This window comes from Micromonospora sp. NPDC047738 (genome assembly GCF_040642675.1).
In the GTDB taxonomy this organism is placed as follows: Bacteria; Actinomycetota; Actinomycetes; order Mycobacteriales; family Micromonosporaceae; genus Micromonospora.
In genome coordinates this window covers 1-21,937 of the sequence record NZ_JBEYSO010000014.1, presented here as the reverse complement: position 1 = coordinate 21,937, position 21,937 = coordinate 1, and the positions used below count along the sequence as shown (strand labels likewise).

The following is a 21,937-nucleotide window of genomic DNA, read 5'->3' as shown; positions in this document are numbered from 1 at the left end:
GGCCCGCTGTCCATTTCTAGCGGTGATCATGAGGTTGGCGGGGAGTTTGATCTCTAGGAGTGCCGCTAACCTCATGATCAACCTGGCGGCGGTTGCGGGTTTCGGGGGCGGCCCAGGCGAGGAAGCGGTCGAAGAGTTCCGCCGGGGACGGGGTGGCATTCGGGTTGAGCTTCACCAGGTCTCCGGTGGCGTCGAAGAGCAGGCCCGCCAGGTAGACCGAGAGGGCCACCCGATCCCGCCGGTACTCCATCAGCAGCAACAGCCGGGCTGGCTGGCACGGCCAGGGTGCGGCGCAGATCCGGCACAGCCACCGGGGCCGCATGGGCAGGTGCGGGCGCACGGCCCGACGCTGGCGGTCGTGCAGGGGGACGGTCACCTGCTCATGGTGATGCAAGGTGTTGACTACGTCAACGGCCTGCGTAGTTGTCGTCGTCTAGGCACATCGCCGCTGTCATCGTCAACATGTGGAGCTTGTCGGCGTGTCGGAGATCCGGGTGATGCTCGGCGGTGTCTCCCGGCAGCGCGCCTCGGTGATCGCCAACCAGCGGAACTTCCCCGAGCCGGTCGCCGTTTTGGCGATGGGCAAGGTGTGGCGGAAGTCGGACGTGGAGCAGTGGATCCGGGAGCACCGGCCGGATCTGTCGACAGACTGAGGAGAGGGCCCCGCGCGGGGCCCTCTCGGCTGGTGCCGGTCGGCTAACGGGCGGTCGCGCCGGTCGGCGTCAGGTGCATCCGGCCGAGCAACTGTCGGGCCTGGTCGGCCAGGTCGGCGTGCACGGTCACGGCGTACTGGCTGGCGCGCAGCGAACTGGCCGAGGTGAAGTCCCGCTGGCCCCCGGTCATCGCGTGGACCACCGCGCCGAACACGGCACCCCAGATCGCGCCGATCACCAACCCGACCACGATCACCGCGAGCCAGTTCCCGGCGGTGAAGATGCCGAACAGCAGGCCGATGAAGAGCCCGAACCAGGCGCCGGTCCCCGCGCCGATCAGCGCGGCCCGGCCCGTGGTCATCCGGCCCATCACCGTCTCCACCAGGGTGAGGTTGGTGCCGATGATCGCCGCGTGTTCCACCGGGAACCGGTTGTCGGCCAGATAGTCCACCACGCGCTGGGCGGACGGATAGTCCGGGTACGTGCCGATCGTGACGGTCGGCGGACCCGGCTCCGGCCCGTGGCCGTCCCCGCTCGGCGCGGCCGGTTGTCCGCCCGGGCCGGACGGGAGGTTGGAGCCGCCCGGCATCCCGGGCCGCCAGGCGGGGGACGGAGTCGAGGGTCTGGTCATGAGCGTCCTCCTTCGTCGACCGCCCGGTTTCCCACCCATGACGGGCGGTAACGCCGGGGCCGTCGCCGCACATGCCGCCGGTCCAGCCGGGTAGGCAGGGTCGTGGAGAGCGGGCGGATAGCCGAGCACGGGTTCCTGGCGGACGGTCTCAGCGCGGCACTGGTCGACCGGGCCGGTGCGGTCAACTGGTGGTGCCCACCGCGCTTCGACGGGCCCTCCGTCTTCGGGCGGCTGCTGGACGACCGCGCCGGGCACTGGACCATTCGCCCCGAGGACGACTTCACCACGGAACGGTCCTACCTGGACGACACGCTCGTGCTGCGTACCGTCTTCACCACCCGGACCGGCTCCGTGGCGGTGACCGACGCGTTGGCGCTGGAGTCCGGGGCGTGCGGCCACGAGATCGGACTGCGTTCACCGCGTGTTCTCGCGCGGCTGGTCGAGGGACTCACCGGCGAGGTCCCGATGCGGGTGCAGTACCAGCCCCGCTTCGAGTACGGGCGGGTCAGCGCGTACCTCACCGAATCCGACGGGCAGATCCAGGCCACCGCCGGCACCTGCCGGTTGAACCTGCGGGCCAACGTTCCGCTGGACCTCGGGGACGGTGAGGCCACCGGGCGGTTCACCGCTCGTGCCGGCAGCCGCCACCATTTCACGCTCGGCCACGCCGACACCTACTCCGGCCGTCCACCCGACGTGCCCGACGCCGACCGGGTGGTGGCCGACACGGTCGCCGGGTGGCGGTCCTGGGCCGACCTGCATCGCGACCAGTACCAGGGCGAGTATCGCGAGCAGGTGCAGCGCAGCGCGATAGTGGTGCAGGGGATGATCTACCAGCCCAGCGGCGCGGTGGTCGCCGCGGCCACCACCTCGCTCCCCGAGGAGTTGGGCGGTGACCGCAACTACGACTACCGCTTCGTCTGGGTACGCGACTTCAGCCTCACCCTCCAGGCGCTCTGGCGGGCCGCCTGTCCGGACGAGGCCAACCGGCAGTTCGCCTGGGTGTCCCGGGCCATGGGCCGGATCGGCGACGAGCCGGTGCCGATCATGTACGGCGTGCACGGGGAGCGGGACCTCACCGAACACCAGTTGGACCATCTCTCCGGATACGCCGGCAGTCGGCCGGTCTTCATCGGGAACGACGCGTGGCGGCAGCGGCAGACGGACGTGCTCGGCGAGATCCTCGACGCCGCCTGGTTGATGCGGCACTACCTGGACCCGATGTCCCCCGAGGTCCGCCAGTTGCTGCACGCCCTGGCGGTCCGAGCGGTCCGGGACTGGCACCGGCCGGACGCCGGGATGTGGGAGGCGCGCGACGCCGAGCGGCACTACCTGTCGTCCAAGGTGCAGTGCTGGACCGCGCTGGACCGGGCGGTCCGCTTCGGGCGGCGGATTGGCGACGACGCCGACGTGGCCCGCTGGGCGGCGGCCCGGGACGAGGTGCGCCAGGCGGTGCTTACCCGGGGCTGGAACGACCGGCTCGGCGCGTACACCGGGGCGTTCGACTCGGACGAGTTGGACGCCTCCGTGCTGATCATGCCGCTGGTCGGTTTCCTGCCGGCCGACGACCCGCGGATGCGGTCGACGATGGACGCGGTGGAGCGCCGGCTCTCCCGGGATGGCCTGCTGCGGCGCTGGGACACCGACCCGGCGGGCTTCGTGATCTGCTCGTTCTGGCTGGTCAGCTGCCTCGCCGAGGCCGGCGAGCTGGACCGGGCGCGGCGGCTGTTCGAGCAGCTCGCCGCCCGGCTCAACGACCTCGGCCTGTACGCCGAGCAGATCGACCAGGCCACCGGCGAGCAGCTCGGCAACTTCCCGCAGGCCTTCTCGCACATCGGCCTGATCAACGCCGCGGGCCACATCACCGAGGCCGCCGAACGGTTCGAGCGGGAGGCCGTGCCGACCGGTACGGCGACCACGGAGGGAGCACGCGGATGACGGGACGACTGGCGGGCAAGACCGCCCTGATCACCGGCTCGGACTCGGGCATCGGCCAGGCCACCGCCATCGAGTTCGGCCGGGAGGGCGCCGACGTGGTGGTGCACTATCTCCACGACCACGCCGGGGCGAACCACACCAAGGCGGAGATCGAGAAGGCCGGCCGGCGGGCCGTGGTGGTGCAGGGCGACATCAGCGTGGAGCACCAGGTGGAGGCGATGTTTGAAGAGGCGCTGGCCGAGTTCGACACCCTGGACGTGTTGATGAACGACGCGGGCGTCGACGCCTCCGGCATTCCGGTTGCGGACCTGGACACCGAGACCTGGGACCGGTGCATCCGGACCAACCTGTACGGGATGTTCTTCTGCTGCCGCCGGTTCGTCCGGCACCGGCGTGACCAGGGCGGGCACGGGAAGATCATCAACATCACCTCGATCCACCAGGAGGTGGCCCGGGCCGGCGGCTCCGACTACGACGCCAGCAAGGGCGGCATGCTGGAACTGGCCAAGAGCCTGGCCCTCGAGGTGGCGCCGATGCACATGAACGTCAACAACATCGGCCCCGGGATGGTGCTCACCCCGTTCAACCAGCGGGCCATCGACGACCCGAAGTACCTGGAGGAACAGGTGCAGAGCATCCCCTGGAAGCGGGCCGCGAAGCCGGAGGAGATCGCCAAGGTGGCGGTCTTCCTGGCCAGCGACGACGCCGACTACGTGACCGGGTCGACGTACTTCATCGACGGTGGCCTCATGCAGAACCAGGGCCAGGGCGCCTGACCCCGTCCGCCGCCCCGCCCCGCCCGTCGCCCCGCCCGCGCCGGCGATCATGAGGTTGGCGGCGGAGTGGATCTCCCCGAGTGCCGCCAACCTCATGATCGACGCGGAGACGGGCGGGGTGGGGGAGGATCGGGGGGTGGAGTTGGTGGTTACCGCGGATACGCATGTGCCTAAGCGGGCGCGGGATCTGCCGTCGACGCTCTGGGCGGCGATCGACGCCGCCGACGTGGTGCTGCACGCGGGGGACTGGGTGGACGTGTCGCTGCTGGACGCGATGGCGGCCCGGGCCCGCCGACTGATCGGCGTCTACGGCAACAACGACGGGCCGCCGCTGCGGGCCCGGCTGCCCGAGGTGGCCCGGGTCGAACTGGCCGGGCTGCGGGTGGCGGTGGTGCACGAGACCGGGCCGAAGACCCGCCGGGAGGAGCGCTGCGCGGCCGCCTACCCCGACTGCGACCTGCTCGTCTTCGGGCACTCCCACATCCCGTGGGACAGCGTCGCCCCGAACGGACTGCGCCTGCTCAACCCCGGCTCACCCACCGACCGTCGGGCCCAGCCGTACGCGACGTACCTGACCGCGCGGGTGGCGGCGGGGCGGCTCGACCGGGTGGAGCTGCACCGCCTGCCCCCGCGCTGACTCGCACCGGCCGCGACCGGGGGAGCTCGTCGATCCGCCGGGATGGCGCCTCGGCCAGCCCTCCGGTCCGGAGGCCGGCACGCCGCCCGCCGCTTACGATCATGCGGTGGCGGCGGACCGGGCGGGTGTGGTGGTGGTCGGCGCGGGCATCGCCGGGGTGGCCTGCGCGAACGAGCTGACTCGGGCCGGCATTCCGGTGGAGGTCCGCGAGCGGGCCCGGGTCACCGGCGGGCGGATGGCCAGCAAACGCTTCGACGGCCGCCCCGCCGACCTGGGGGCTGCGTACCTCACCGTCGACGACCCGGACTTCGCCGACGTCGTCGACGGCTGGCGGGCCGCCGGCCTGATCCGGCCGTGGACCGACACCCTGATCGCGTACGGCCCAGAGGGGCGGTGCGAGGTCGCCGGGCCGGTGCGCTGGGCGGCCCCGCACGGGCTGCGCTCGCTGGTCGAACACCTGGCCCGGGACCTCACCGTGGTGCACGACCGGCTGGTGATGACCGTGGCACCGGGGCCGCGGGTGGACGGCCGGGCGTGCGAGGCGGCGGTGCTGGCCATGCCGGGCCCACAGGCAGCCCTGCTGCTCGACCCCGCACTCGCGGCGGCGACCCGGGCGGTGGCCGCGCAGCGCTGGTCGTCGGCGCTGGCCGCGGTGCTGCGCTTCCCGGCCCGCCGCTGGCCCGACTTTCGGGGCGCCTTCGTCAACGGCCACCCGCTGCTGCGTCTGGTCTGCGACGACGGCGACCGGCGGGGCGACGCCGCGCCGGTGCTGGTCGCGCACACCACCCCCGAGTTCGCCGCGGCGCACCTGCTGCAGCCCACCGCCGCCGGCCCGTCGATCGAGGAGGCGGTCCGCGACCTGCTCGGCCTGCCCGAGCCGGCCGAGCTGGTGCACGTGCACCGCTGGACGTACGCCACCCCCACCGACGGCGGTGACGGCGCCTACCACCTGGACGACGACGGGATCGGCGTTGCCGGGGACGCGTTCGGGCGGCCCCGGGTGCAGAGCGCCTGGCGCTCCGGCCGCGACCTCGGCCGAGCGCTCGCGACCCGGCTGCGCACCGACCGCCGCTGACCGGGCCCGGTCAAGATCCGCCTACCTCCGGGGAGGTTGCTGCGTCCCGGCGCGCTGAGGCGGCAACCTCCCCGAAGTTGCTGGCAGCCCCCGGCCAGCGGGGACGCCGTCCAGCGTGGGTTCGGGCGCGCGGTCGCGCGCCGCGGCGTCGTGGCTCCGTTCGCCCGCCCGGTCGAGCAGCTGCATGACCGGGGTGGCCGCGATGCCGTGCCCCACCACCGAGACGATCACCACCAGGCCGACCGTCGCCCAGAGCAGCTCGGCCTGCGGGAAGTCGATCTGGCTGGTCGCGTAGGCCAGGTAGTAGAACGAGCCGACGCCGCGGATGCCGAACAGGGCGATCACCCAGTGCTCGGCCGGCCGGCCGGGGGCGCCGCGCAGCGACAGCCACCCGGACAGCGGCCGGATCACGAGGAGCAGGGCCAGCCCGACCACGGCCGCCGGCCAGGTCAGCGGGGCGAGCAGGCCGCCGACCACCGCACCGCCGAAGAGCAGCAACAACAGCACGGTCAGCAGGCGCTCGACCTGCTCGGCGAAGTCGTGCAACACGGAGTGGAACTCGTGGGTCCGCTCGGCGGCCCGGATCGCCCGGGCGGCCACGAACACGGCCAGGAAGCCGTATCCGCCGGCCACCTCCACCAGCCCGTACGCCAGGAAGGTGGCGGCCAGCACCAGGAAGCCCTCGGCGTGCCGGGCGAGCCGCAGCTGGCTCGGCGCCCGGAAGAAGAGCTTGCCGAGCAGCCAGCCGATCAGCAGCCCACCGGCGAACCCGACAGCGATCTGATAGAGCACGTGCACGGTGAACCAGCGGGCCAGCCAGTCCGCCGGGGCGAGGCTGGTGGTGGCGATGGCGATGGCCGCGTACACGAAGGGAAAGGCCAGGCCGTCATTCAGCCCGGCCTCGCAGGTGAGGGCGAAGCGGACCTCGTCCTCGGAATCCTCCACGTCGGTCGGCTCGCCCACCTGCACATCGGCGGCGAGCACCGGGTCGGTCGGGGCGAGCACGGCGCCCAGCAGCAGCGCCGCCGCCGGCACCAGGCCCGCCCACCACCAGCCGAGCAGCGCCACCGCCGCGATGCACAACGGCATGGCGATCGCCAGCAGTCGCCAAGTCGACGCCCAGCGGACCGGGCTCAGCGGCCGGTCGATTTTCAGTCCGGCGCCCATCAGCGCCACGATCACGCCGATCTCGGTGAGGTGGGTGGTTACCTCCGGCCAGCGCAGCGGGTCCGGCGTCGGCAGCCCGGTGGGCAGGAGGAACACCAGCATGCCGAGCCCGAGGAAGGCGATCGGCATGGACAGCGGCCGGCGTTCCAGGACCCGCGGCAGCACCCCCGCGAGCAGCGCACCGGCGCCCAGCAGCGCGATCGCGACATCCACCGGTTCCACGGCACCACCCTCCCGCCGCCCGCGGCGGCCAGGTGGTCACCAGTGCCCCGTAATCCGGTCCGCCATGCCTCCGGGTCCGGCTTGTCCCGGGTGCGACCCGCCACCGTCCCGCCGGTCTCAGCCCAGGGCCGCGAGGGTGCTCTCACCGAGCCCGTCGAGCAGCGCCGCCGGGTCGTCGTACACCGCCACCGCGCCGGCCGCCGCCAGCTCCGCCCGGCTGGTGCCGCCGCAGGTCAGGCCGATACAGGGGATGCCCAGGCGGCCGGCCGCCACGACGTCCCAGACCGAGTCGCCGACGAACACCACGCGTTCGGCGGCCAGCCCGGACTGGTCCAGTGCGGCGACCAGGATGTCCGGAGCCGGCTTGCTCTCCCGCGCGTCGGCCGAGGACGTGACGGTGTCGATCACGTCGTCCGCGTCGAGCGCGGCCCTCAGCGCGGCCACCTCGGGTTCGGCCGCCGAGGTGGCCAGCACCACCCGCAGCCCGCGCGCCGCGCAGGCGCGCAGCAGGTCCACCGCCCGTGGCAGCGGTGTCAGCCGCTCCCAGTACTCGGCGTAGCTGACGTCGTGCCCGTCGCGCAGCTTGCCGTCGGCGTCCCGGTCGCGCTCCGGCCCGAGCAGGTGGTCGAGGAGCTTGTCCGAGCCCATGCCGATGGACCGGTGGATGGTGGCCAACGGTACCCGGTGGCCCGCCTGTCGCAGCGCCTCCCACCAGCTCACCGTGTGCAGGTACGTGGTGTCGACCAGGGTGCCGTCCACGTCGAAGAGGACACCTCGGCGGTTGTCGCTCGGCATGGCTCCCCTCCTACCCGCCCGCGCCGTCGCCGACGCGCGACTCAGGTCGCGGGAATAAGGATCTCGAACCAGACGGTGGACCCGCGCACCGTCGGGTCGGTGCCCCAGGCGTCGCTCAGCTCCTCGATCAGCCCCAGCCCGCGCCCCCGGCTGCTCAGGGTGTCGGTCTGGGCCCGCGTCACCTGACCCCGGGTGCCCGAGTCGGCCACCGAGACCAGCAGCCGTTCCGCGGTCAGGTCGATCTCCACCCGGGCGGCGGTCCCGGCGTGCAGCAGGGCGTTCGTGGTCAGCTCGCTCGTGCAGAGCACGGCGGCGCCGACCACCGACTCGGGCACCTGCCACTCGACGAGCTGGGCGGTCAACCAGTGCCGGACCCGGCTCGGCGCGGTCGGCTCCGCCGGCACCGCCATGCTGGCCGAGCGGCTCGGCTTGACCGCGTGCTCCACGGCGAGCACCGCCACGTCGTCCTCCGTCGTGCCGGGCACGGCGGCGGTGGCCACCGCGCAGAGCGCCCGGGGGTCACCGCTGGTCGCCGCCGTCACCGCCGCGGCCAGCCCGGCCAGCCCGGCACCGAGGTCCTGACCGCGCCGCTCCACCACCCCGTCGCTGTACAGCAGCAGGGTGTCGCCGGGGTGGAACGCCACGGTGGCCGTCCCCGACTGGTGGCCCAGCCCCAGCGGCGGGCTGGGAGGTACCTCGACGTACTCGGCCGCCGGACCGCCCACCGGCGGGCAGCGCCGGATCAGCGGGGCGGGATGGCCGGCGCTGGCCAGGGTGATCCGTTCCCGGTCGGTGTCGATGACCCCGAACACTACGGTGACGAACAGCTCCTGCGTCCCGCGCTCGGCGCCCAGGCTGGCAACGAGCCGGTCCAGGCCGGCGAGCACGGCGTCCGGCCGCGGGTCGGTGAGCGCCAGCGCGCGCAGCGCGGCGCGGACCTGCCCCATCCGGGCGGCGGCCTGCACGTCGTGTCCGGCCACGTCGCCGAGGACCACCCCGAGCGCGCCGCTGGGCAGCAGGAACGCGTCGTAGAAGTCACCCCCGGCGGCGTTGCCGTCCACGCCGGGGTCGTACCGCGCGGCGATCCGCAGCCGGGGCAGGTCCGGTAGCTGCTCGGGGAGCATGCTGCGTTGGAGCAGCTGGGCCGTGCCGTGCTGGGTCTCGAAGCGGCGGGCCCGCTCGGCGGCCTGGCCGACCAGCTCCGCAGACGCGGCGAGCAGCGCGCGCTCCGCCGGCGACCAGGGGTGCGGGGACTGGTAGCCCACGGTGACCGCGCCGCGGATCACCGCCGAGCGCAGCGGCAGCGAAGCGAGCGACCGGATCTTCTGGTCGTGCCGGTCAGCCGCGGTGTCCCGCAGCGGCTGCCCGTCGGTGGTGAACACGGGCACGCCACTGCGGGACGTCACCACGATCGGGACGGGCGACTCGGCCGGTATCCGGCGCCACAGCGGCGGCAGCCGCTCGTCGGCCTCGTCCAGCAACTCGCCGCGGACCCGGCGGACCATCCGCCAGGCCGACCCGTCGTCGACCATGAAGGAGACCCGGTCGGCGTCGAACGAGTCGAGGCAGTAGCGGAGGGTGACCCGGGCGACGTCGTCCAGGGTGAGGGTGCCGGAGAGCGCGGCGGCGAAGTCGCTGAGGCTCTGCAACTGCTGGGTGACGTGGGTGGTCTGCGCGGCCACGCTGAGCACGCCGATGATCTGGCCGGCGCTGTCCCGGACGGGCGAATAGCCGCGGGTGAACACCGGTGGCTCGGCGGCCCCGGCCCGGTGCCGGTCGACCGGCAGCACGGCCTCCCGTTCCAGGAACGGCTCGCCCTGCCGGTACGCCCGCCCGATCACCTCCCCGGCGTCCGGTTCGTGCCAGATGTCGGCGAACACCTCCGCCGCCGGCCGCCCGAGCGCCTCCGGATGCCGCGCGCCGATCAGTTCGGCGTACCCCTCGTTGTAGAGCAGGACCAGGTCCTCGCCGTAGAGCAGGGCCATCGGCACGGGCGAGGCGAGCACGAGGTCGACCACCGCGCGGACGGCCGGGTCCCACTGCTCGGGTGCGCCGAGCGGCATGCCGGCCCATGAGTGCGCCGCCCCGGCGGGGGACGCGGCGGCGCCCGAGCCCATGGGCGCCCCCGAGGTGGGGGCTGATGGCGTGGGAACCCGCCCGACCGTGCCTGGCATGACCGCAGCCTATCCGGAGAGTGTCGTACCGGTTTCGATCACGCGCGGCGGGCCGGGTCGCCGAATCGCCCGGTACGGAGGCTCGCGCAGGTCAGAGCCACAGGCCAAGACGGGGGAGGGCGGCTCCGCCGTGTCTCAGGCCAGGTGCCGGGGGTCCAGCGAGCGGGCCAGGGCACAGACGGCGAGCAGGCGGGTGAGCAGCCAGTCCGGCTGCGCCCAGTCGATCGGCTCGACCGGTGGCCGCCAGCCGTGCTCCAGCGCCGCGGCGAGGACCCCCTCGGCGTACCCGGCCAGCGCGGCCACGGTCAGCGCCCGACTGTCGCCCTGCAGGCTGTCGCGTACGGCGGCGGCGTGCTGGTCGACCGCGGCGAGCAGGCCGGGGTTGGCGGCGGCCGCGGTGAGCCCCGTGGCGCCGACGGAGGCGGTGAGCCTGACGAGGGTGGACCGCGCGGATTCCGCCGCGGAGCGGGACACCACCCGGTTGTTCGGCACGCGCATGGTGACCGAGGCTAACCGCGCGGCGAGCGCGGCGGCCTCGGCCGACCGGCCGATGCCGGGGTCCACCGGGCGCGGTCCGGTCCCGCCCGCCGGGATTGAGCCGACCGCTAGGGGGCAGATGGGAAAGGGGCGAACCGTGCGGCGGACCCGTGGAGGAGCTGGAATTGGCACAGCAGGCGGACGGACCGGACGAGGCGCACCGGCGGCCGGCGGGCGTGAGTGACACCACGGTCGAGGCGCTCGGCAAGCTCAGCGAGGCCCTGGAGTGCGTGGAGCGGGCCCGGGGGCACTTCTACTCGGTGCACCAGCTGATCGGCCACGCCGACCTGATGCTGGACGACGCGGTGGCGCTGTTCCGGTCCGCCGGTCACGACGGGATCGCCGACCGGATCGAGCAGGACCTGCTCGGCCGCAACGTGATCGCCGGGCGCTGGACCTTCCAGCTCGTCGAGGACTTCGACGACGGGTACTACGCGCTGTTCCGGGAGCTGGACCGCCGGGCCCGCGACGAGTTGGTCGGCGGCCGGCGGCACCTCTACGAGGCGGAGATGAAGGAACGCCGGCGCACCCGGGGGCGGCCGGGTCACGAGGCGCGGCCCGGCGCGGACGGCTAGTCGGACGAGCGGGCGTCCGCCGGCCGGCGCCGCATGGCGTCGTCGGCGATGATCACGGTCGCCACCATGAGCGCCACCACGAGGCTGAACAGCCACGAGCTGTCGGCCACCAGTTTGGCGGCGACGGGCGCCTGGGCGGCGACGAGCAGGAAGCCCAGCCAGGCCAAGCGACGCTGACGGGTGGTGAGGAAGCCGGTGCCCTGTTGCATCCGAAAAGTCTTACGTGGGACGGGAAGATCGCCGTCCCCCGTTCGGCCGATTCTGGATGGGCTGTCCGTTTTTCCGACCGTCCGTACCTCACTTCTTGTCGTTTCGGGCGAACCGCGCGTCATCGCCGCACGGGTCGGCCTCCGGGCGCCTCGCGACGCCCGGAGGCGGGCTCACGCGTCGGGGCCGGTCCGGCCGGTGGTCGACGGCCGGTACGCCCGGTCGGCGTCGGTCATCTCCTGGCGCTCGGCCTCCGGGCCGGCACCCCGGTCCACCGCCTCGGGCCCGTGGCCGAACGCGGACTCCTCGCCGGCGTCGTTGCCGGTGACGTCGTCGGCCTGCCCGTCGACGGTCGACCGGGCGATCGCCCGGTCCAGTTCGTGCAGGGAGGTGCGATCCTCGTCGCGCCACACGTGCCTGTCTTTTTCGGTCATTCTCCAGCGGTACCCGGACCCGGTGATCGCAAACGGCCCGGGTGGCGGGCGGCGGGCACGGCGATGGCCGCCGGAACGTACCGGCGGCCATCGGAGCTGTCGTGTCCGGGGAGCGCGACGTCAGGGGGTGGGTCGCTCGACCGTGCCGCGCCAGGCGCCGGTCTCCTGGCCGCGCCGCTCGATGAACTGCTTGAACCGCTCCAGGTCGCCCCTGGCCCGGCGGTCCACCGCGCCGAGCTTGGCGCCGGCCTGCTCGACCACGCCGTGCGGCTCGAACTCCATCTGCAAGGTGACCCGCGTGTTCCCCTCGTCGAGGCGGTGGAAGGTCACCACGCCGGCCTGCTGGGTGCCCCCGGTGGACCGCCAGGCCACCCGCTCGTCCGGCAACTGCTCGGTGATCTCGGCGTCGAACTCGCGCTTCACGCCGCCGATCTCGACCGTCCAGTGCGTCAGCGTGTCGGAGAGCTGCCGGACCTCCTGGACGCCCTCCATGAAGTGCGGAAACTCCTCGAACTGCGTCCACTGGTCGTAGGCGGTGCGGATCGGAACGGAAACGTCCACGTGTTCCATCACGCCGCTCATCGTCGAATCCTCCTGTTCCCGCCGGTGTCGTCGCACGGAACGTGGGCCGATCCGCTCACCAGCGCGTCGTCTCGTTCTTGTGCCCGAGTGCGGCCCACACCTCGGAAATCGTCTGGTAACGCGTGTCGTCAGGCAGGCGTTCCAGGGCGGCCACGATGTCCGCCGGCGCCTGGTTCTCCCGCGCGTTGGCCACCAGCGCGTCGCGGTCCCCAGGCAGCGCGCTCATGGTGATGAACCGGCCGAGGCGGCTGCGCGCCTCGACATCGTCCATGCTCATCCCCTGCGGGTTGCCGCCGCGGCTCGCGCCGGCCGTGAGCGTCTTCGGCTCCGGCTGGTCCTCACCCGCCGGCTCCGGCTGGCGGGACTCCTCGACGCGCGAGCCACCGGCCCCCGGACCCTGGATGAGGCCGCTGACGTCCTGGCTCATGTTGTCGTCGACCCTGGGTGAGTGCTTGCTGCTGCCACGTTCCATGCCGACAGACATGCCCGAGGGGACCGCCGGTAAACCGGGGTGGTCGGCAGAGCCGGTCATCCGGTCACGAATCGGCCGGCGCGCGGGGCGGCAGCACCGGCTCGCCCGGGTCGGTGGCGCCGGTCTGCAGCACCCGGCCGCGCTGCAGCTCCGCGTTGACCTGCACGCCCAGCAGCAGGGCGCAGTTGGACAGGTAGAGCCAGACCAGGAAGGCGATGACCGCGCCGAGGCTGCCGTACGTGACGTCGTACGAGCCGAAGTTGGCGACGTAGAGGCCGAAGCCGGCGGAGGCGAGCACCCAGGCCAGCAGGGCGAGGGCGCCGCCCGGGGTGAGCCAGCGGAACCGGGGCTGCCGGACGTTCGGGGCGATCCAGAACAGCAGCGACAGCAGGGTCATCGCCACCAGGGCGAGCAGCGGCCACTTCGCCACCGTCCACACCGTGCGGGTCAGGCCGCCGGCGTGCAGCCGGTCGCCGACCGCGTCGGTGACCGGGCCGCTGACGATCAGCCCGGTGGCGACCACCGCGAGCAGCACCAGCGACAACCCGGCCAGGCCGATCTGCAGCGGGCGCAGCCGGTAGAACGGCCGCCCCTCCGCGACGCCGTAGACGGCGTTGGACGCCCGGGTGAACGCGCCGATGAACCCGGACGCCGACCAGAGTGCGCCGAGCAGACCGAAGCTGAGCAGCACCTTCGCCGAGCCCTGCTGCTCCACCACGCTGCGGACCACGCTGACGAAGCCGTCGTTGCCGACCACCGACCCGGCGCCGATCTCCCGCGCCAGGCCGATCACCGTGTCGACGGTCCGCTCGCCGTCGGAAACCAGCCCGACCAGGGCGACCACCACGACGGCCGCGGGGAAGAGCGCCAGCACTCCGTAGTACGTCAACGCCGCGGCCCAGTCGGCGCAGTTGTCCTGGACGAAGTTCCGCCCGCTGCGGACCAGCACCCCGCACCAGGTCGCCCAGCTCAGCTGGCGTACCCGGCGGGGCATCCGGGCCCGCTTCCGGGCCGGGACCGCCCGCTCCGTCGTCGCCGCCATGACCGCCTCCTCGACCCGGGCGCGCCCGTCGCGCGTGGCCCGGCGGTACCCCGGCGCGGAAATCGACAAACCGGGTGGCGGTTTGCGGCCGGAACGCGGGGGAACGGTCATAGGAACCCATCGAGACGGAGGAGGACGAGATGCCCGGGCGCGAGGTACTGCCCAGCACGCTGCGGCGCTCCCCGGCGAAGGCGCAGCGGACCTGGGAGAAGACGCACGACTCGGCCGTGGAGACGTACGGCGAGGGACAGCGGGCGCATCGCACCGCGTTCGCCGCGGTGAAGCACGAGTTCGAGAAGGTCGGCGACCACTGGGAGCCCAAGGGACGCAAGGGCCCGAGCGACCGCCAGGCCGCCGGAGGTGGCCCGGCGCGGCGGGCACCCACCGCCGCCGGAGTGGACGCCAACGCGCCCAAGGAGCACCTCATGGAGGTCGCCAAGAAGCTGGAGGTGCCCGGCCGGTCCCGGATGACCAAGCCGGAACTGGTCAAGGCGATCCAGAAGGCGAACGCCCGCGAGACCACCAAGGCCCGCGAGAGCGCCAAGTCCCGCGGCCGCTGACCGCACCACCGGAAAGGGTGGCTGTCCCTCGGACAGCCACCCTTTCCAGGTCGGTCACCAGTGGCCGCCGCCCGGCGCCTCGATGTGCACCGTCTTCACCGTGCTGAACTCGTCCAACAGTTCCGGGCCGTACCCGAAGCCCTGGCCGCTGCCGCGGCGCGGCTGCGCGGCGCCGCCCGGCGCGCCCCCGAAGACCGCGTTCACCTTGACGGTGCCCACCGGCAGCTCCCGCCAGGCCCGGTGGGCGTGGCTCATCGAGCCGGTCAGCACCGTGGCGGCCAGTCCGTACGGCGAGTCGGCGGCGCAGCGCAGCCCCTCGCTGAACGAGTCGACCACGACCACCGGGGCGACCGGGCCGAACGTCTCCTCCCGCACCAGAACCATCTCGTGCCGGCAGTCCGACACCACCGTGGCCGGGTAGAACGCCCCCGGGCCGTCCGGGAGCTCTCCGCCGGTGCGGAGCCGCGCCCCCTCGGCCACCGCCGCGGTGACCTGCCCGTGCACGTGGTCCCGGTGCCGCCGGTCCACCAGCGGCCCGAGCTGCGTACCGGGTTCCCGGCCGGGGCCCACGGTCAGCGCCTCCGCCCGCTGGATCAGCGCGTCGACGAAGTCCTCGGCCACGTCCCGGTGCACGTAGATGCGTTCCACGGCGACGCAGATCTGCCCGGCGTTCGCGAAGCAGCCCAGCGCGGCCTGATCGGCCGCCCAGACCGGATCCACCCCATTGTCGATCACCAGCGGGTCGCTGCCGCCGTTCTCCAGCAGCACCTTGGCGCCGGTGCGGGCGCCGGCGGCGGCGATCGCCCGGCCGGTGGCGGTGGACCCGACGTGGGCCACCACGTCCACGTCCTGGCCGGCCAGCGCCGCGCCCACGTCGGCCCCGCCGGTGAGCAGGGACAGCACCCCGGCCGGCAGCGCGGCGTCGAGGGCCCGCGCCAGCAGCCAGCCGGTGGCCGGGGTGCGCTCGCTGGGCTTGTAGAGCACGACGTTCCCGGTCACCAGCGCCGCGCCGAGCAGGCCGCAGGAGACCGCGACCGGGTCGTTCCAGGGGGTGATCGCGGCGACCACGCCGCGCGGTTCGGGGGTCATGAAGTCGAGGGCGCCGTGCCCGCCGTGCAGCGTCCGCCCGCCGCGCAGCGGGCCGAGCTCCGCGTACTGGCGCAGGGTGCCGATGCCGGCCGCCACGCCGCCGCGGGCGTCGTCCAGCGGCTTGCCCATCTCGGCCGTGGTGGCCTGGGCCAGCTCCTCCGCGGCGGCCTCGACCGCGTCCGCCGCCCGGTGCAGCGCCGCCGCCCGGTCCGCCGGGTCGATCACCGCCCAGTCCGCCGCCACGCCCCGGGCGGCCTCGACCGCCTTCGCCACCTCGTCCGCCGTCGCCACCGGCACGGTGGCCACCGGGGAGTCGTCGGCCGGATCACGTACGACCAGTTCGCCCCCCTCACCACCCGCGCCCCACACTCCACCTATGAGTTGCGAAACCGTGTACATGCGGCGGTGGATGCCCCGACCCGGCCGAGGCAAACGCGTTTTGCCCGGTAACCGGCCGGGTAGGCGGATCGGATGAGCCCGCCCGGCGCGCAGAGCGCGGACGCTGTCGTCATCGGCGCCGGCCACAACGGTCTGGTGGCCGCCAACCTGCTCGCCGACGCGGGCTGGGACGTCCTGGTGCTGGAGGCCACCCAGGCGCCGGGCGGAGCGATCCGCTCGGCCCAGGTCACCGCCCCCGGCTACCTCAGCGACCTCTACAGCTCGTTCTATCCGCTCGGCTACGCCTCCCCGGTGCTGCGCCGGCTCGGCCTCGACCGGTACGGGCTGGCCTGGACGCACGCCCCGGACGTGCTGGCCCATCTGCTGCCGGACGGCCGGGCGGCGGTGGTCAACCGGGACCTGGACGTGACCGCGGCCTCGCTGGCGGCGTTCGCCCCCGGCGACGGGGACAGCTGGCGGCAGGCCTACGCGGCCTGGTGCGAGGTGGCCGAGCCGATGCTCGGCGTCATCACCAGCCCCTTTCCGCCGGTCCGTGGCGGGCTGACCCTGCTGCGCCGGCTCCACCTGTCGGGCGCGTTGCGGCTGGCCCGGCGGCTCGTCGTACCGGTCCGCAGGCTCGGCGACGAGCTCTTCGCCGGCGAGGGCGGGCCGGTACTGCTCGCCGGCTGCGCGCTGCACACCGACCTGTCGCCGGACGAGGCCGGCTCCGGGGTGTACGGGTGGCTGCTCGCCATGCTCGGCCAGCAGGTCGGCTGGCCGGTGCCGGTCGGCGGCGCCCAGAAGATCACCGACGCGCTGGTGGCCCGGCTGGTCGAACGGGGCGGCCGGATCGACTACGGCGCCCGGGTCGACCGGGTGCTCACCGCCCGGGGGCGGGCCATGGGTGTCCGCACGGTCGGCGGCGCCAGCTGGCGGGCCCGGCGAGCGGTGCTCGCGGACGTGCCCGCCCCGGCGCTCTACCTGGACCTGGTGGGCCCGGCCGCGCTGCCGCCCCGCCTCGTCGAGGACCTGGCCCACTTCCGGTGGGACGGCTCCACACTCAAAGTCGACTGGGCGCTGTCCGCGCCGGTGCCCTGGCGCAACCGGGCGGTGGCCGGCGCCGGCACGGTGCACCTCGGCGCCGACCTGAACGGGCTCACCACGTACTCGGCGGCGCTGGTCCGCGGCGAGGTGCCCCGGGACCCGTTCCTGCTGGTCGGGCAGATGTCGGTGGCCGACCCGAGCCACTCCCCGCCGGGTACCGAGTCGCTGTGGTCCTACACCCACCTGCCGTTCCGGCACGACTGGCGGGGCGAGGAACTCGCCGCACAGGTGGCGCGGATGGAGGGGGTGCTGGAGGATGCCGCACCCGGGTTCCGCTCGCTGATCGTCGGGCGGCACGTGGCCGGCCCGGCCGAGCTGGAGGCGGGCGACCCCAGCCTGGTCGGCGGCGCGCTCGCCGGCGGCACCGCGGCCGCGTACCAGCAGCTGTTCCTGCGGCCGATCCCCGGCCTGGGGCGCGCGGACACTCCGGTGGACCGGCTCTTCCTGGCCAGTGCCTCGGCGCATCCCGGCGGCGGCGTACACGGCGCGCCCGGCGCGAACGCCGCGCGGGCCGCCCTGGCGCGCGACCGCGCGCTCACCGGCGGCCTGTACGCGGGCGCGATCGGCGCGGCGCACCGGGCGGTCTACCGCTGACGCCCGCCGTGCTCGGTGTGCTCGGCGTGCTCGGCGGTCCGGGCGCTCGGCGTGCTCGGGGTTCGGAACGCTCGGCGCGCACCGTGCGTGCTCAGCGTGCCGGTGGCCGCGAAGTTCGGCGGCCGGAAGCGGGTGGCGCTCGCCGCCCACGGCGCACTCGGCCTGCCGGCGGCGACGGTTCGTCGGCGCGGCGGTGTGCGGGCAGCGGCGCGGCGGTGTGCGGGCCAACGGCGCGGCGGTGTGCGGGCAACGGCGCGCGGTCACGGTGCGTGAGCCATGTGGCCCGCCGGCACCATGCCGCGCGTTGCCTTTGCTCTGCAGCCAGATACGCAGCGGTCACGGTCGGTACATGACGCGAAGTCGGGCGACGGTGGTCGCTGATCCAATGTCCCAGGTCATCGCGGTGTTGCGTGGATGGCTGCAGAGCAAAGGCGGGCGACAGGCACCGCAGGGCAGCGGCAGAGACCTCACGCTACGTCACGATGACGCAGCGTGAGGCTGGAGATGGTGGATCGCTGCCGTCAGTCCGGCAGGTTGCGGTGCCGGGCCCGCAGCATGAACGGCATCAACGCGCTCTCGATCTTGGTGGCGGTGGTCATCTTCGAGGCGCCGTCGCGGCGCTCCTCGAAGCGGATCGGCACCTCCAGGATGGTGTGCCCCAGCTTGGTGGCCAGGTAGTGCATCTCCACCTGGAAGCTGTAGCCGTTGGACTGCACCCGGTCCAGCCCGATGTCCCGCAGCGCGTCGGCCCGCCAGATCTTGAAGCCGGCGGTCAGGTCGCGGATCCGCACCCGCAGCAGGGTGTGCACGTAGAGGTTGGCCCAGCCGCTGAGCGCACGCCGGTAGAGCGGCCAGTTCTCGTCCAACTCGCCGCCGGGCACGTACCGGGAGCCGATGACCACGCTGGCCTGGGTGGAGAGCAGCGCGCCGAGCATGCCGGGCAGGGCCTCCGGCGGGTGCGACAGGTCCGCGTCCATCTGCGCGACGAACTCGGCGTCGCCGGCGAGCGCCCGCCCGATCCCGTCCACGTACGCCCGGCCGAGTCCCTCCTTGCCCGGGCGGTGCACCACGAGCACCCGGTCCGGGTGCTCGATGGCCAGTTTGTCGGCCACCTCGCCGGTCCCGTCCGGTGAGTTGTCGTCCGCGACGAGCACCTTCAATCCGGGCAGCGGCAGGGCGAGGAGCCGCTCGACCAGCACCGGGAGATTGCCCGCCTCGTTGTAGGTGGGAACGACGACGGTCAGGCGTGCGTCGCGCCACGGGGCGGGCAACTGCACGGGTTCGATCATCACGGACATCCTCGGTCGGCCGACATGGTTCACCTGAGAGGGTAGCCAGTCGCCCGCGCCAGGTCCGCACAGACGCCCGCTCGGCGGGCCGGAAACGCCGTTTCGGGGGTTGCGGGCCGGCGGAACCGACCGTGCCGACCGGCGGTCACCGCGGGTGGCGTCAGCGCATCGTCTTTTGCCTGGTGGCGATGTCGGAGAGCCGGTTCAACATCTCCTTGTTGCGCTGACGCAGGACCAGGCCGTTGAGCCCGGTCCAGACCCAGCGCAACGGCCCGGCGGCGAAATCCTCGCGGAAGCGGACCTGGGTCCGGCCGCCGTCGAGCGGTTCCAGGGTGAAGTCGACGATCGCCTCGCCCGCCGGCCACAGCCTCGCGCGGAGCACGAGCCGGTGCGCCGGTTCGCAGGCCAGCACGTGGGAGCAGTCCTGCAGCGAGAAGGGCCAGGGCCCGACCCGGTGGTGCAGCCGGCTGCCGACCTGCGGCCAGCTGTCGTCCACCCCCCGCACGTGCGCCGTGCCGACCACCCAGTCGCTGTACGTCCACCCGTCGGCGAGCACGGCGAAGACCTGCTGCGGGGGTGCGTCGATCACTTTCTCCACAAACGCCACGCCAACCCCGTACCCCGCCTCCGCCACGGCTAACGACGACTCCGGGTTAGCTTCTCGGTGGCGGCGGGTATCGCCGGACCGGGCCGGCGGAGTGCGGGACGCACCGGCCGTGGCAGCACCGGCGGAGGCGGCTCCGCCGAAGTTGATGTTTACTCCTCGGGGGGTCGGGAACCCGCCGCCCGTGCGACGGGACCACGAGCGGGATCAGTGCAGGTCAGCCCGGGTTGACCCGGGTGCTGACCGGTTCCCGTCCGGCCTGTACGACGCGGTGCTGCTGGATCGGGACGGCACGCTCGTCGAGGACGTGCCCTACAACGGCGACCCGGAGAAGGTCCGCCCGGTGCCCGGCGCGCGGGAGGCGCTGGACCGGTTGCGCGCGGCCGGGCTGCGTCTGGCCGTGGTCAGCAACCAGTCCGGGCTGGCCCGGGGCTACTTCACCGAGCGGCAGATGCGCGCCGTCAACGCCCGGGTGGAGGAGCTGCTCGGGCCCTTCGACAGCTGGCAGATCTGCCCGCATGGCGAGCCGGACGGTTGTGTCTGCCGCAAGCCGGCGCCGGGTCTGGTGCACGCCGCCGCCCGGGCGCTCGGCACCACGCCGACCCGGTGCGTGCTGGTCGGCGACATCGGCGCCGACATGACCGCCGCCGCGGCGGCCGGCGCGGCCGGCATCCTGGTCCCCACCCCGGCCACCCGGGCGGCTGAGGTGGCTGCCGCGCCCACGGTCACCCGCGACCTGCCGGAGGCGGCGACCGAGATCCTGCGCCGGGTGCGGCTGGTGGCCGCCCCCGGGTCCCCGCCACGGCGGGGCGCCGTCCTGGTGGCCCGGAGCGACGCGGCCGGGGATGTGCTGGTCACCGGCCCGGGCATCCGCGCGGTCGCGGCCGGCGCGGACCGCGTCGTACTGCTCTGCGGGCCACGCGGCCGCGCAGCCGCCGACCTGCTACCCGGCATCGACGAGATCATCGAATGGCCACTGCCCTGGATCGACGGCAACCCCCAACCCGTCGACCCACAGGACATGCACCACCTCACCACCCGCCTCACCACCATCCACGCCGACGAGGCAATCATCTTCACCTCCTTCCACCAGTCCCCCCTACCCCTCGCCCTGCTCCTGCGCATCGCCGGCATACCCCGCATCAGCGCCATCAGCGACGACTACCCCGGCACCCTGCTCGACATCCGCCACCGGGTACCCACCGGCATACCCGAACCCGAACGAGCCCTCTCCCTCGCCGCCGCCGCCGGATACACCCTCCCCACCGACGACGAACCGGGACTACGACTGCGTACCGACCGGCTGCCGCCCGTCCCGGCCGGGGGCGGCGAGCCGGGCTATGTCGTGCTGCACCCGGGCTCCTCCGTGGAGACCCGGGCCTGCCCGCCCGAGCTGGCCACCCGGATCGTCCGGGTGCTCAGCGCCGCCGGCTACCGGGTGGTGGTGACCGGTGGCCCGGACGAGCGGGACCTGACCGCGCGGGTCGCCGCCGCCGGCGGCGTGGACCTGGGCGGGCGTACCGGACTCGGCGAACTGGCCGCTGTCATCGCCCGGGCCGGCGCCCTGGTGGTCGGCAACACCGGGCCGGCGCACCTGGCCGCCGCGCTCGGCGTGCCCGTGGTCAGCCTCTTCGCCCCCACCGTCCCGTTCGGTCAGTGGGGACCGTACCGGGTGCCGACCGTCCGGCTCGGCGACGCCGGGGCGCCGTGTCGGGACACCCGGGCCACCCGCTGCCCGGTCCCCGGCCACCCGTGCCTGTCCGCCGTGGAGCCGGGGCGCGTACTGGAGGCGCTGCGGCTGCTCGGCGTACCCGCCGACGCGCCGGAGTCCGTCCTCGCCGGCCCGGTCGCCACCCGAACCGGCGGGGTGGTCGGATGAACATCCTGGTGTGGCACGTGCACGGGTCGTGGACCACATCGTTCGTCCACGGCAAGCACCGCTATCTGGTGCCGGTCACCCCGGACCGGGGTCCGTACGGCCTCGGGCGGGCGCGGACCTACCCGTGGCCGGACAACGCCGTCGAGGTGACTCCCCAGCAGCTGCGCCGGTCCGAGGTGGACCTGGTGCTGCTCCAGCGTCCCGAGGAATTCGACCTGGCCTGCGAGTGGCTGGGCCGCCGGGTGGGCCGCGACGTGCCGGCGATCTATGTCGAGCACAACACCCCCAAGGGCGACGTGCCGAACACCCGCCACCCGATGGCCGACCGGGACGACCTGAGCATCGCCCACGTCACCCACTTCAACGAACTGTTCTGGGACAACGGCGCCACCCGCACCACCGTCATCGAACACGGAGTCCTCCCACCAGCCGTCGAATGGACCGGCGAGCTGAACCGCCTCGCCGTGGTCATCAACGAACCCGTACGCCGCTGGCGGGTCACCGGCACCGACCTGCTCCCCCG

Annotated in this window: 23 protein-coding genes and 1 pseudogene; 10 read left to right on the top strand and 14 right to left on the bottom strand. The window is 73.8% G+C overall.

The window, feature by feature from the left end:
* Positions 1-16: 16 nt before the first annotated feature.
* On the bottom strand, positions 17-322 hold the full coding sequence (locus ABZ783_RS21855; protein ID WP_357441429.1) for a hypothetical protein: 306 nt from the start codon (positions 320-322) through the stop codon (positions 17-19).
* A gap of 142 nt (positions 323-464) precedes the next feature.
* Here ABZ783_RS21855 and ABZ783_RS21850 point away from each other — a divergent pair, with 142 nt between their 5' ends.
* The gene (locus tag ABZ783_RS21850; RefSeq protein ID WP_357441177.1) at positions 465-653 is read left to right on the top strand and encodes a hypothetical protein; all 189 of its coding nucleotides are present in this window, start codon (positions 465-467) and stop codon (positions 651-653) included.
* A gap of 43 nt (positions 654-696) precedes the next feature.
* Here ABZ783_RS21850 and ABZ783_RS21845 read toward each other — a convergent pair whose 3' ends face one another.
* Positions 697-1,284, bottom strand: coding sequence for a general stress protein (locus ABZ783_RS21845; RefSeq protein ID WP_357441174.1), 588 nt, complete (start codon positions 1,282-1,284; stop codon positions 697-699).
* A gap of 102 nt (positions 1,285-1,386) precedes the next feature.
* Here ABZ783_RS21845 and ABZ783_RS21840 point away from each other — a divergent pair, with 102 nt between their 5' ends.
* From ABZ783_RS21840 to ABZ783_RS21825, 4 genes are all read left to right on the top strand, one after another.
* A complete protein-coding gene (locus ABZ783_RS21840) occupies positions 1,387-3,222 on the top strand; it encodes a glycoside hydrolase family 15 protein (RefSeq protein WP_357441171.1) in 1,836 nt (611 codons plus the stop codon).
* Complete coding sequence (locus ABZ783_RS21835) at positions 3,219-3,998, top strand: glucose 1-dehydrogenase (protein ID WP_357441168.1); 780 nt, start codon at positions 3,219-3,221, stop codon at positions 3,996-3,998. The genes ABZ783_RS21840 and ABZ783_RS21835 overlap by 4 nt, the downstream gene beginning before the upstream one ends.
* 136 nt (positions 3,999-4,134) lie before the next feature.
* Positions 4,135-4,635: a YfcE family phosphodiesterase gene (locus tag ABZ783_RS21830; RefSeq protein WP_357441165.1), complete on the top strand. Its 501-nt coding sequence runs from the start codon at positions 4,135-4,137 to the stop codon at positions 4,633-4,635.
* A 127-nt stretch (positions 4,636-4,762) separates the two neighbouring features.
* On the top strand, positions 4,763-5,710 hold the full coding sequence (locus ABZ783_RS21825; RefSeq protein WP_357441427.1) for an FAD-dependent oxidoreductase: 948 nt from the start codon (positions 4,763-4,765) through the stop codon (positions 5,708-5,710).
* Positions 5,711-5,731: 21 nt separating this feature from the next.
* On the opposite strand, the gene ABZ783_RS21820 is transcribed toward ABZ783_RS21825, so the two are convergent.
* The 4 genes from ABZ783_RS21820 to ABZ783_RS21805 form a co-directional block, all read right to left on the bottom strand.
* The gene (locus ABZ783_RS21820; protein WP_357441162.1) at positions 5,732-7,099 is read right to left on the bottom strand and encodes a cation:proton antiporter; all 1,368 of its coding nucleotides are present in this window, start codon (positions 7,097-7,099) and stop codon (positions 5,732-5,734) included.
* 117 nt (positions 7,100-7,216) lie between these two features.
* The gene (locus tag ABZ783_RS21815) at positions 7,217-7,894 is read right to left on the bottom strand and encodes an HAD family hydrolase (protein ID WP_357441159.1); all 678 of its coding nucleotides are present in this window, start codon (positions 7,892-7,894) and stop codon (positions 7,217-7,219) included.
* 41 nt (positions 7,895-7,935) lie between these two features.
* On the bottom strand, positions 7,936-10,068 hold the full coding sequence (locus tag ABZ783_RS21810; protein WP_357441156.1) for a SpoIIE family protein phosphatase: 2,133 nt from the start codon (positions 10,066-10,068) through the stop codon (positions 7,936-7,938).
* Between the two features lie 135 nt (positions 10,069-10,203).
* Positions 10,204-10,566: a DUF6401 family natural product biosynthesis protein gene (locus ABZ783_RS21805; RefSeq protein ID WP_357441153.1), complete on the bottom strand. Its 363-nt coding sequence runs from the start codon at positions 10,564-10,566 to the stop codon at positions 10,204-10,206.
* A gap of 164 nt (positions 10,567-10,730) precedes the next feature.
* Between ABZ783_RS21805 and ABZ783_RS21800 the strand changes: the two genes are divergently transcribed.
* A complete protein-coding gene (locus ABZ783_RS21800) occupies positions 10,731-11,180 on the top strand; it encodes a hypothetical protein (protein ID WP_357441150.1) in 450 nt (149 codons plus the stop codon).
* Here the strand turns inward: ABZ783_RS21800 and ABZ783_RS21795 are convergent.
* The 5 genes from ABZ783_RS21795 to ABZ783_RS21775 all read right to left on the bottom strand — a co-directional run bounded on the left by ABZ783_RS21795 (position 11,177) and on the right by ABZ783_RS21775 (position 13,917).
* Positions 11,177-11,389 carry a hypothetical protein gene (locus ABZ783_RS21795; protein WP_073839517.1) on the bottom strand — a complete coding sequence of 71 codons (213 nt, stop codon included), beginning with the start codon at positions 11,387-11,389 and terminating at the stop codon, positions 11,177-11,179. The genes ABZ783_RS21800 and ABZ783_RS21795 overlap by 4 nt on opposite strands.
* A gap of 171 nt (positions 11,390-11,560) precedes the next feature.
* On the bottom strand, positions 11,561-11,821 hold the full coding sequence (locus tag ABZ783_RS21790) for a hypothetical protein (RefSeq protein ID WP_357441147.1): 261 nt from the start codon (positions 11,819-11,821) through the stop codon (positions 11,561-11,563).
* A 120-nt stretch (positions 11,822-11,941) separates the two neighbouring features.
* Entirely contained in the window at positions 11,942-12,403 is a 462-nt protein-coding gene (locus tag ABZ783_RS21785; RefSeq protein ID WP_357441144.1) for an SRPBCC family protein, read from the bottom strand.
* Between the two features lie 55 nt (positions 12,404-12,458).
* Positions 12,459-12,875, bottom strand: coding sequence for a DUF2795 domain-containing protein (locus tag ABZ783_RS21780; protein WP_357441141.1), 417 nt, complete (start codon positions 12,873-12,875; stop codon positions 12,459-12,461).
* A gap of 64 nt (positions 12,876-12,939) precedes the next feature.
* On the bottom strand, positions 12,940-13,917 hold the full coding sequence (locus ABZ783_RS21775) for a YihY/virulence factor BrkB family protein (RefSeq protein ID WP_357441138.1): 978 nt from the start codon (positions 13,915-13,917) through the stop codon (positions 12,940-12,942).
* Positions 13,918-14,057: 140 nt separating this feature from the next.
* Between ABZ783_RS21775 and ABZ783_RS21770 the strand changes: the two genes are divergently transcribed.
* A complete protein-coding gene (locus ABZ783_RS21770; protein WP_357441135.1) occupies positions 14,058-14,477 on the top strand; it encodes a ChaB family protein in 420 nt (139 codons plus the stop codon).
* A 54-nt stretch (positions 14,478-14,531) separates the two neighbouring features.
* On the opposite strand, the gene ABZ783_RS21765 is transcribed toward ABZ783_RS21770, so the two are convergent.
* Complete coding sequence (locus tag ABZ783_RS21765; RefSeq protein WP_357441132.1) at positions 14,532-15,965, bottom strand: aldehyde dehydrogenase family protein; 1,434 nt, start codon at positions 15,963-15,965, stop codon at positions 14,532-14,534.
* Between the two features lie 72 nt (positions 15,966-16,037).
* Between ABZ783_RS21765 and ABZ783_RS21760 the strand changes: the two genes are divergently transcribed.
* Positions 16,038-17,642 carry an NAD(P)/FAD-dependent oxidoreductase gene (locus tag ABZ783_RS21760; protein WP_357441129.1) on the top strand — a complete coding sequence of 535 codons (1,605 nt, stop codon included), beginning with the start codon at positions 16,038-16,040 and terminating at the stop codon, positions 17,640-17,642.
* 521 nt (positions 17,643-18,163) lie between these two features.
* Here ABZ783_RS21760 and ABZ783_RS21755 read toward each other — a convergent pair.
* Together ABZ783_RS21755 and ABZ783_RS21750 are read right to left on the bottom strand one after the other, a co-directional pair.
* Positions 18,164-18,931: a polyprenol monophosphomannose synthase gene (locus tag ABZ783_RS21755; protein WP_357441126.1), complete on the bottom strand. Its 768-nt coding sequence runs from the start codon at positions 18,929-18,931 to the stop codon at positions 18,164-18,166.
* Positions 18,932-19,091: 160 nt separating this feature from the next.
* Positions 19,092-19,538, bottom strand: coding sequence for an SRPBCC family protein (locus ABZ783_RS21750; RefSeq protein ID WP_357441123.1), 447 nt, complete (start codon positions 19,536-19,538; stop codon positions 19,092-19,094).
* Between the two features lie 268 nt (positions 19,539-19,806).
* Between ABZ783_RS21750 and ABZ783_RS21745 the strand changes: the two genes are divergently transcribed.
* A complete protein-coding gene (locus ABZ783_RS21745; RefSeq protein WP_357441425.1) occupies positions 19,807-21,414 on the top strand; it encodes an HAD-IIIA family hydrolase in 1,608 nt (535 codons plus the stop codon).
* Positions 21,411-21,937: pseudogene (locus ABZ783_RS21740) on the top strand (glycosyltransferase family 1 protein); the annotation flags it as partial. The gene ABZ783_RS21745 and the pseudogene ABZ783_RS21740, both read left to right, overlap by 4 nt.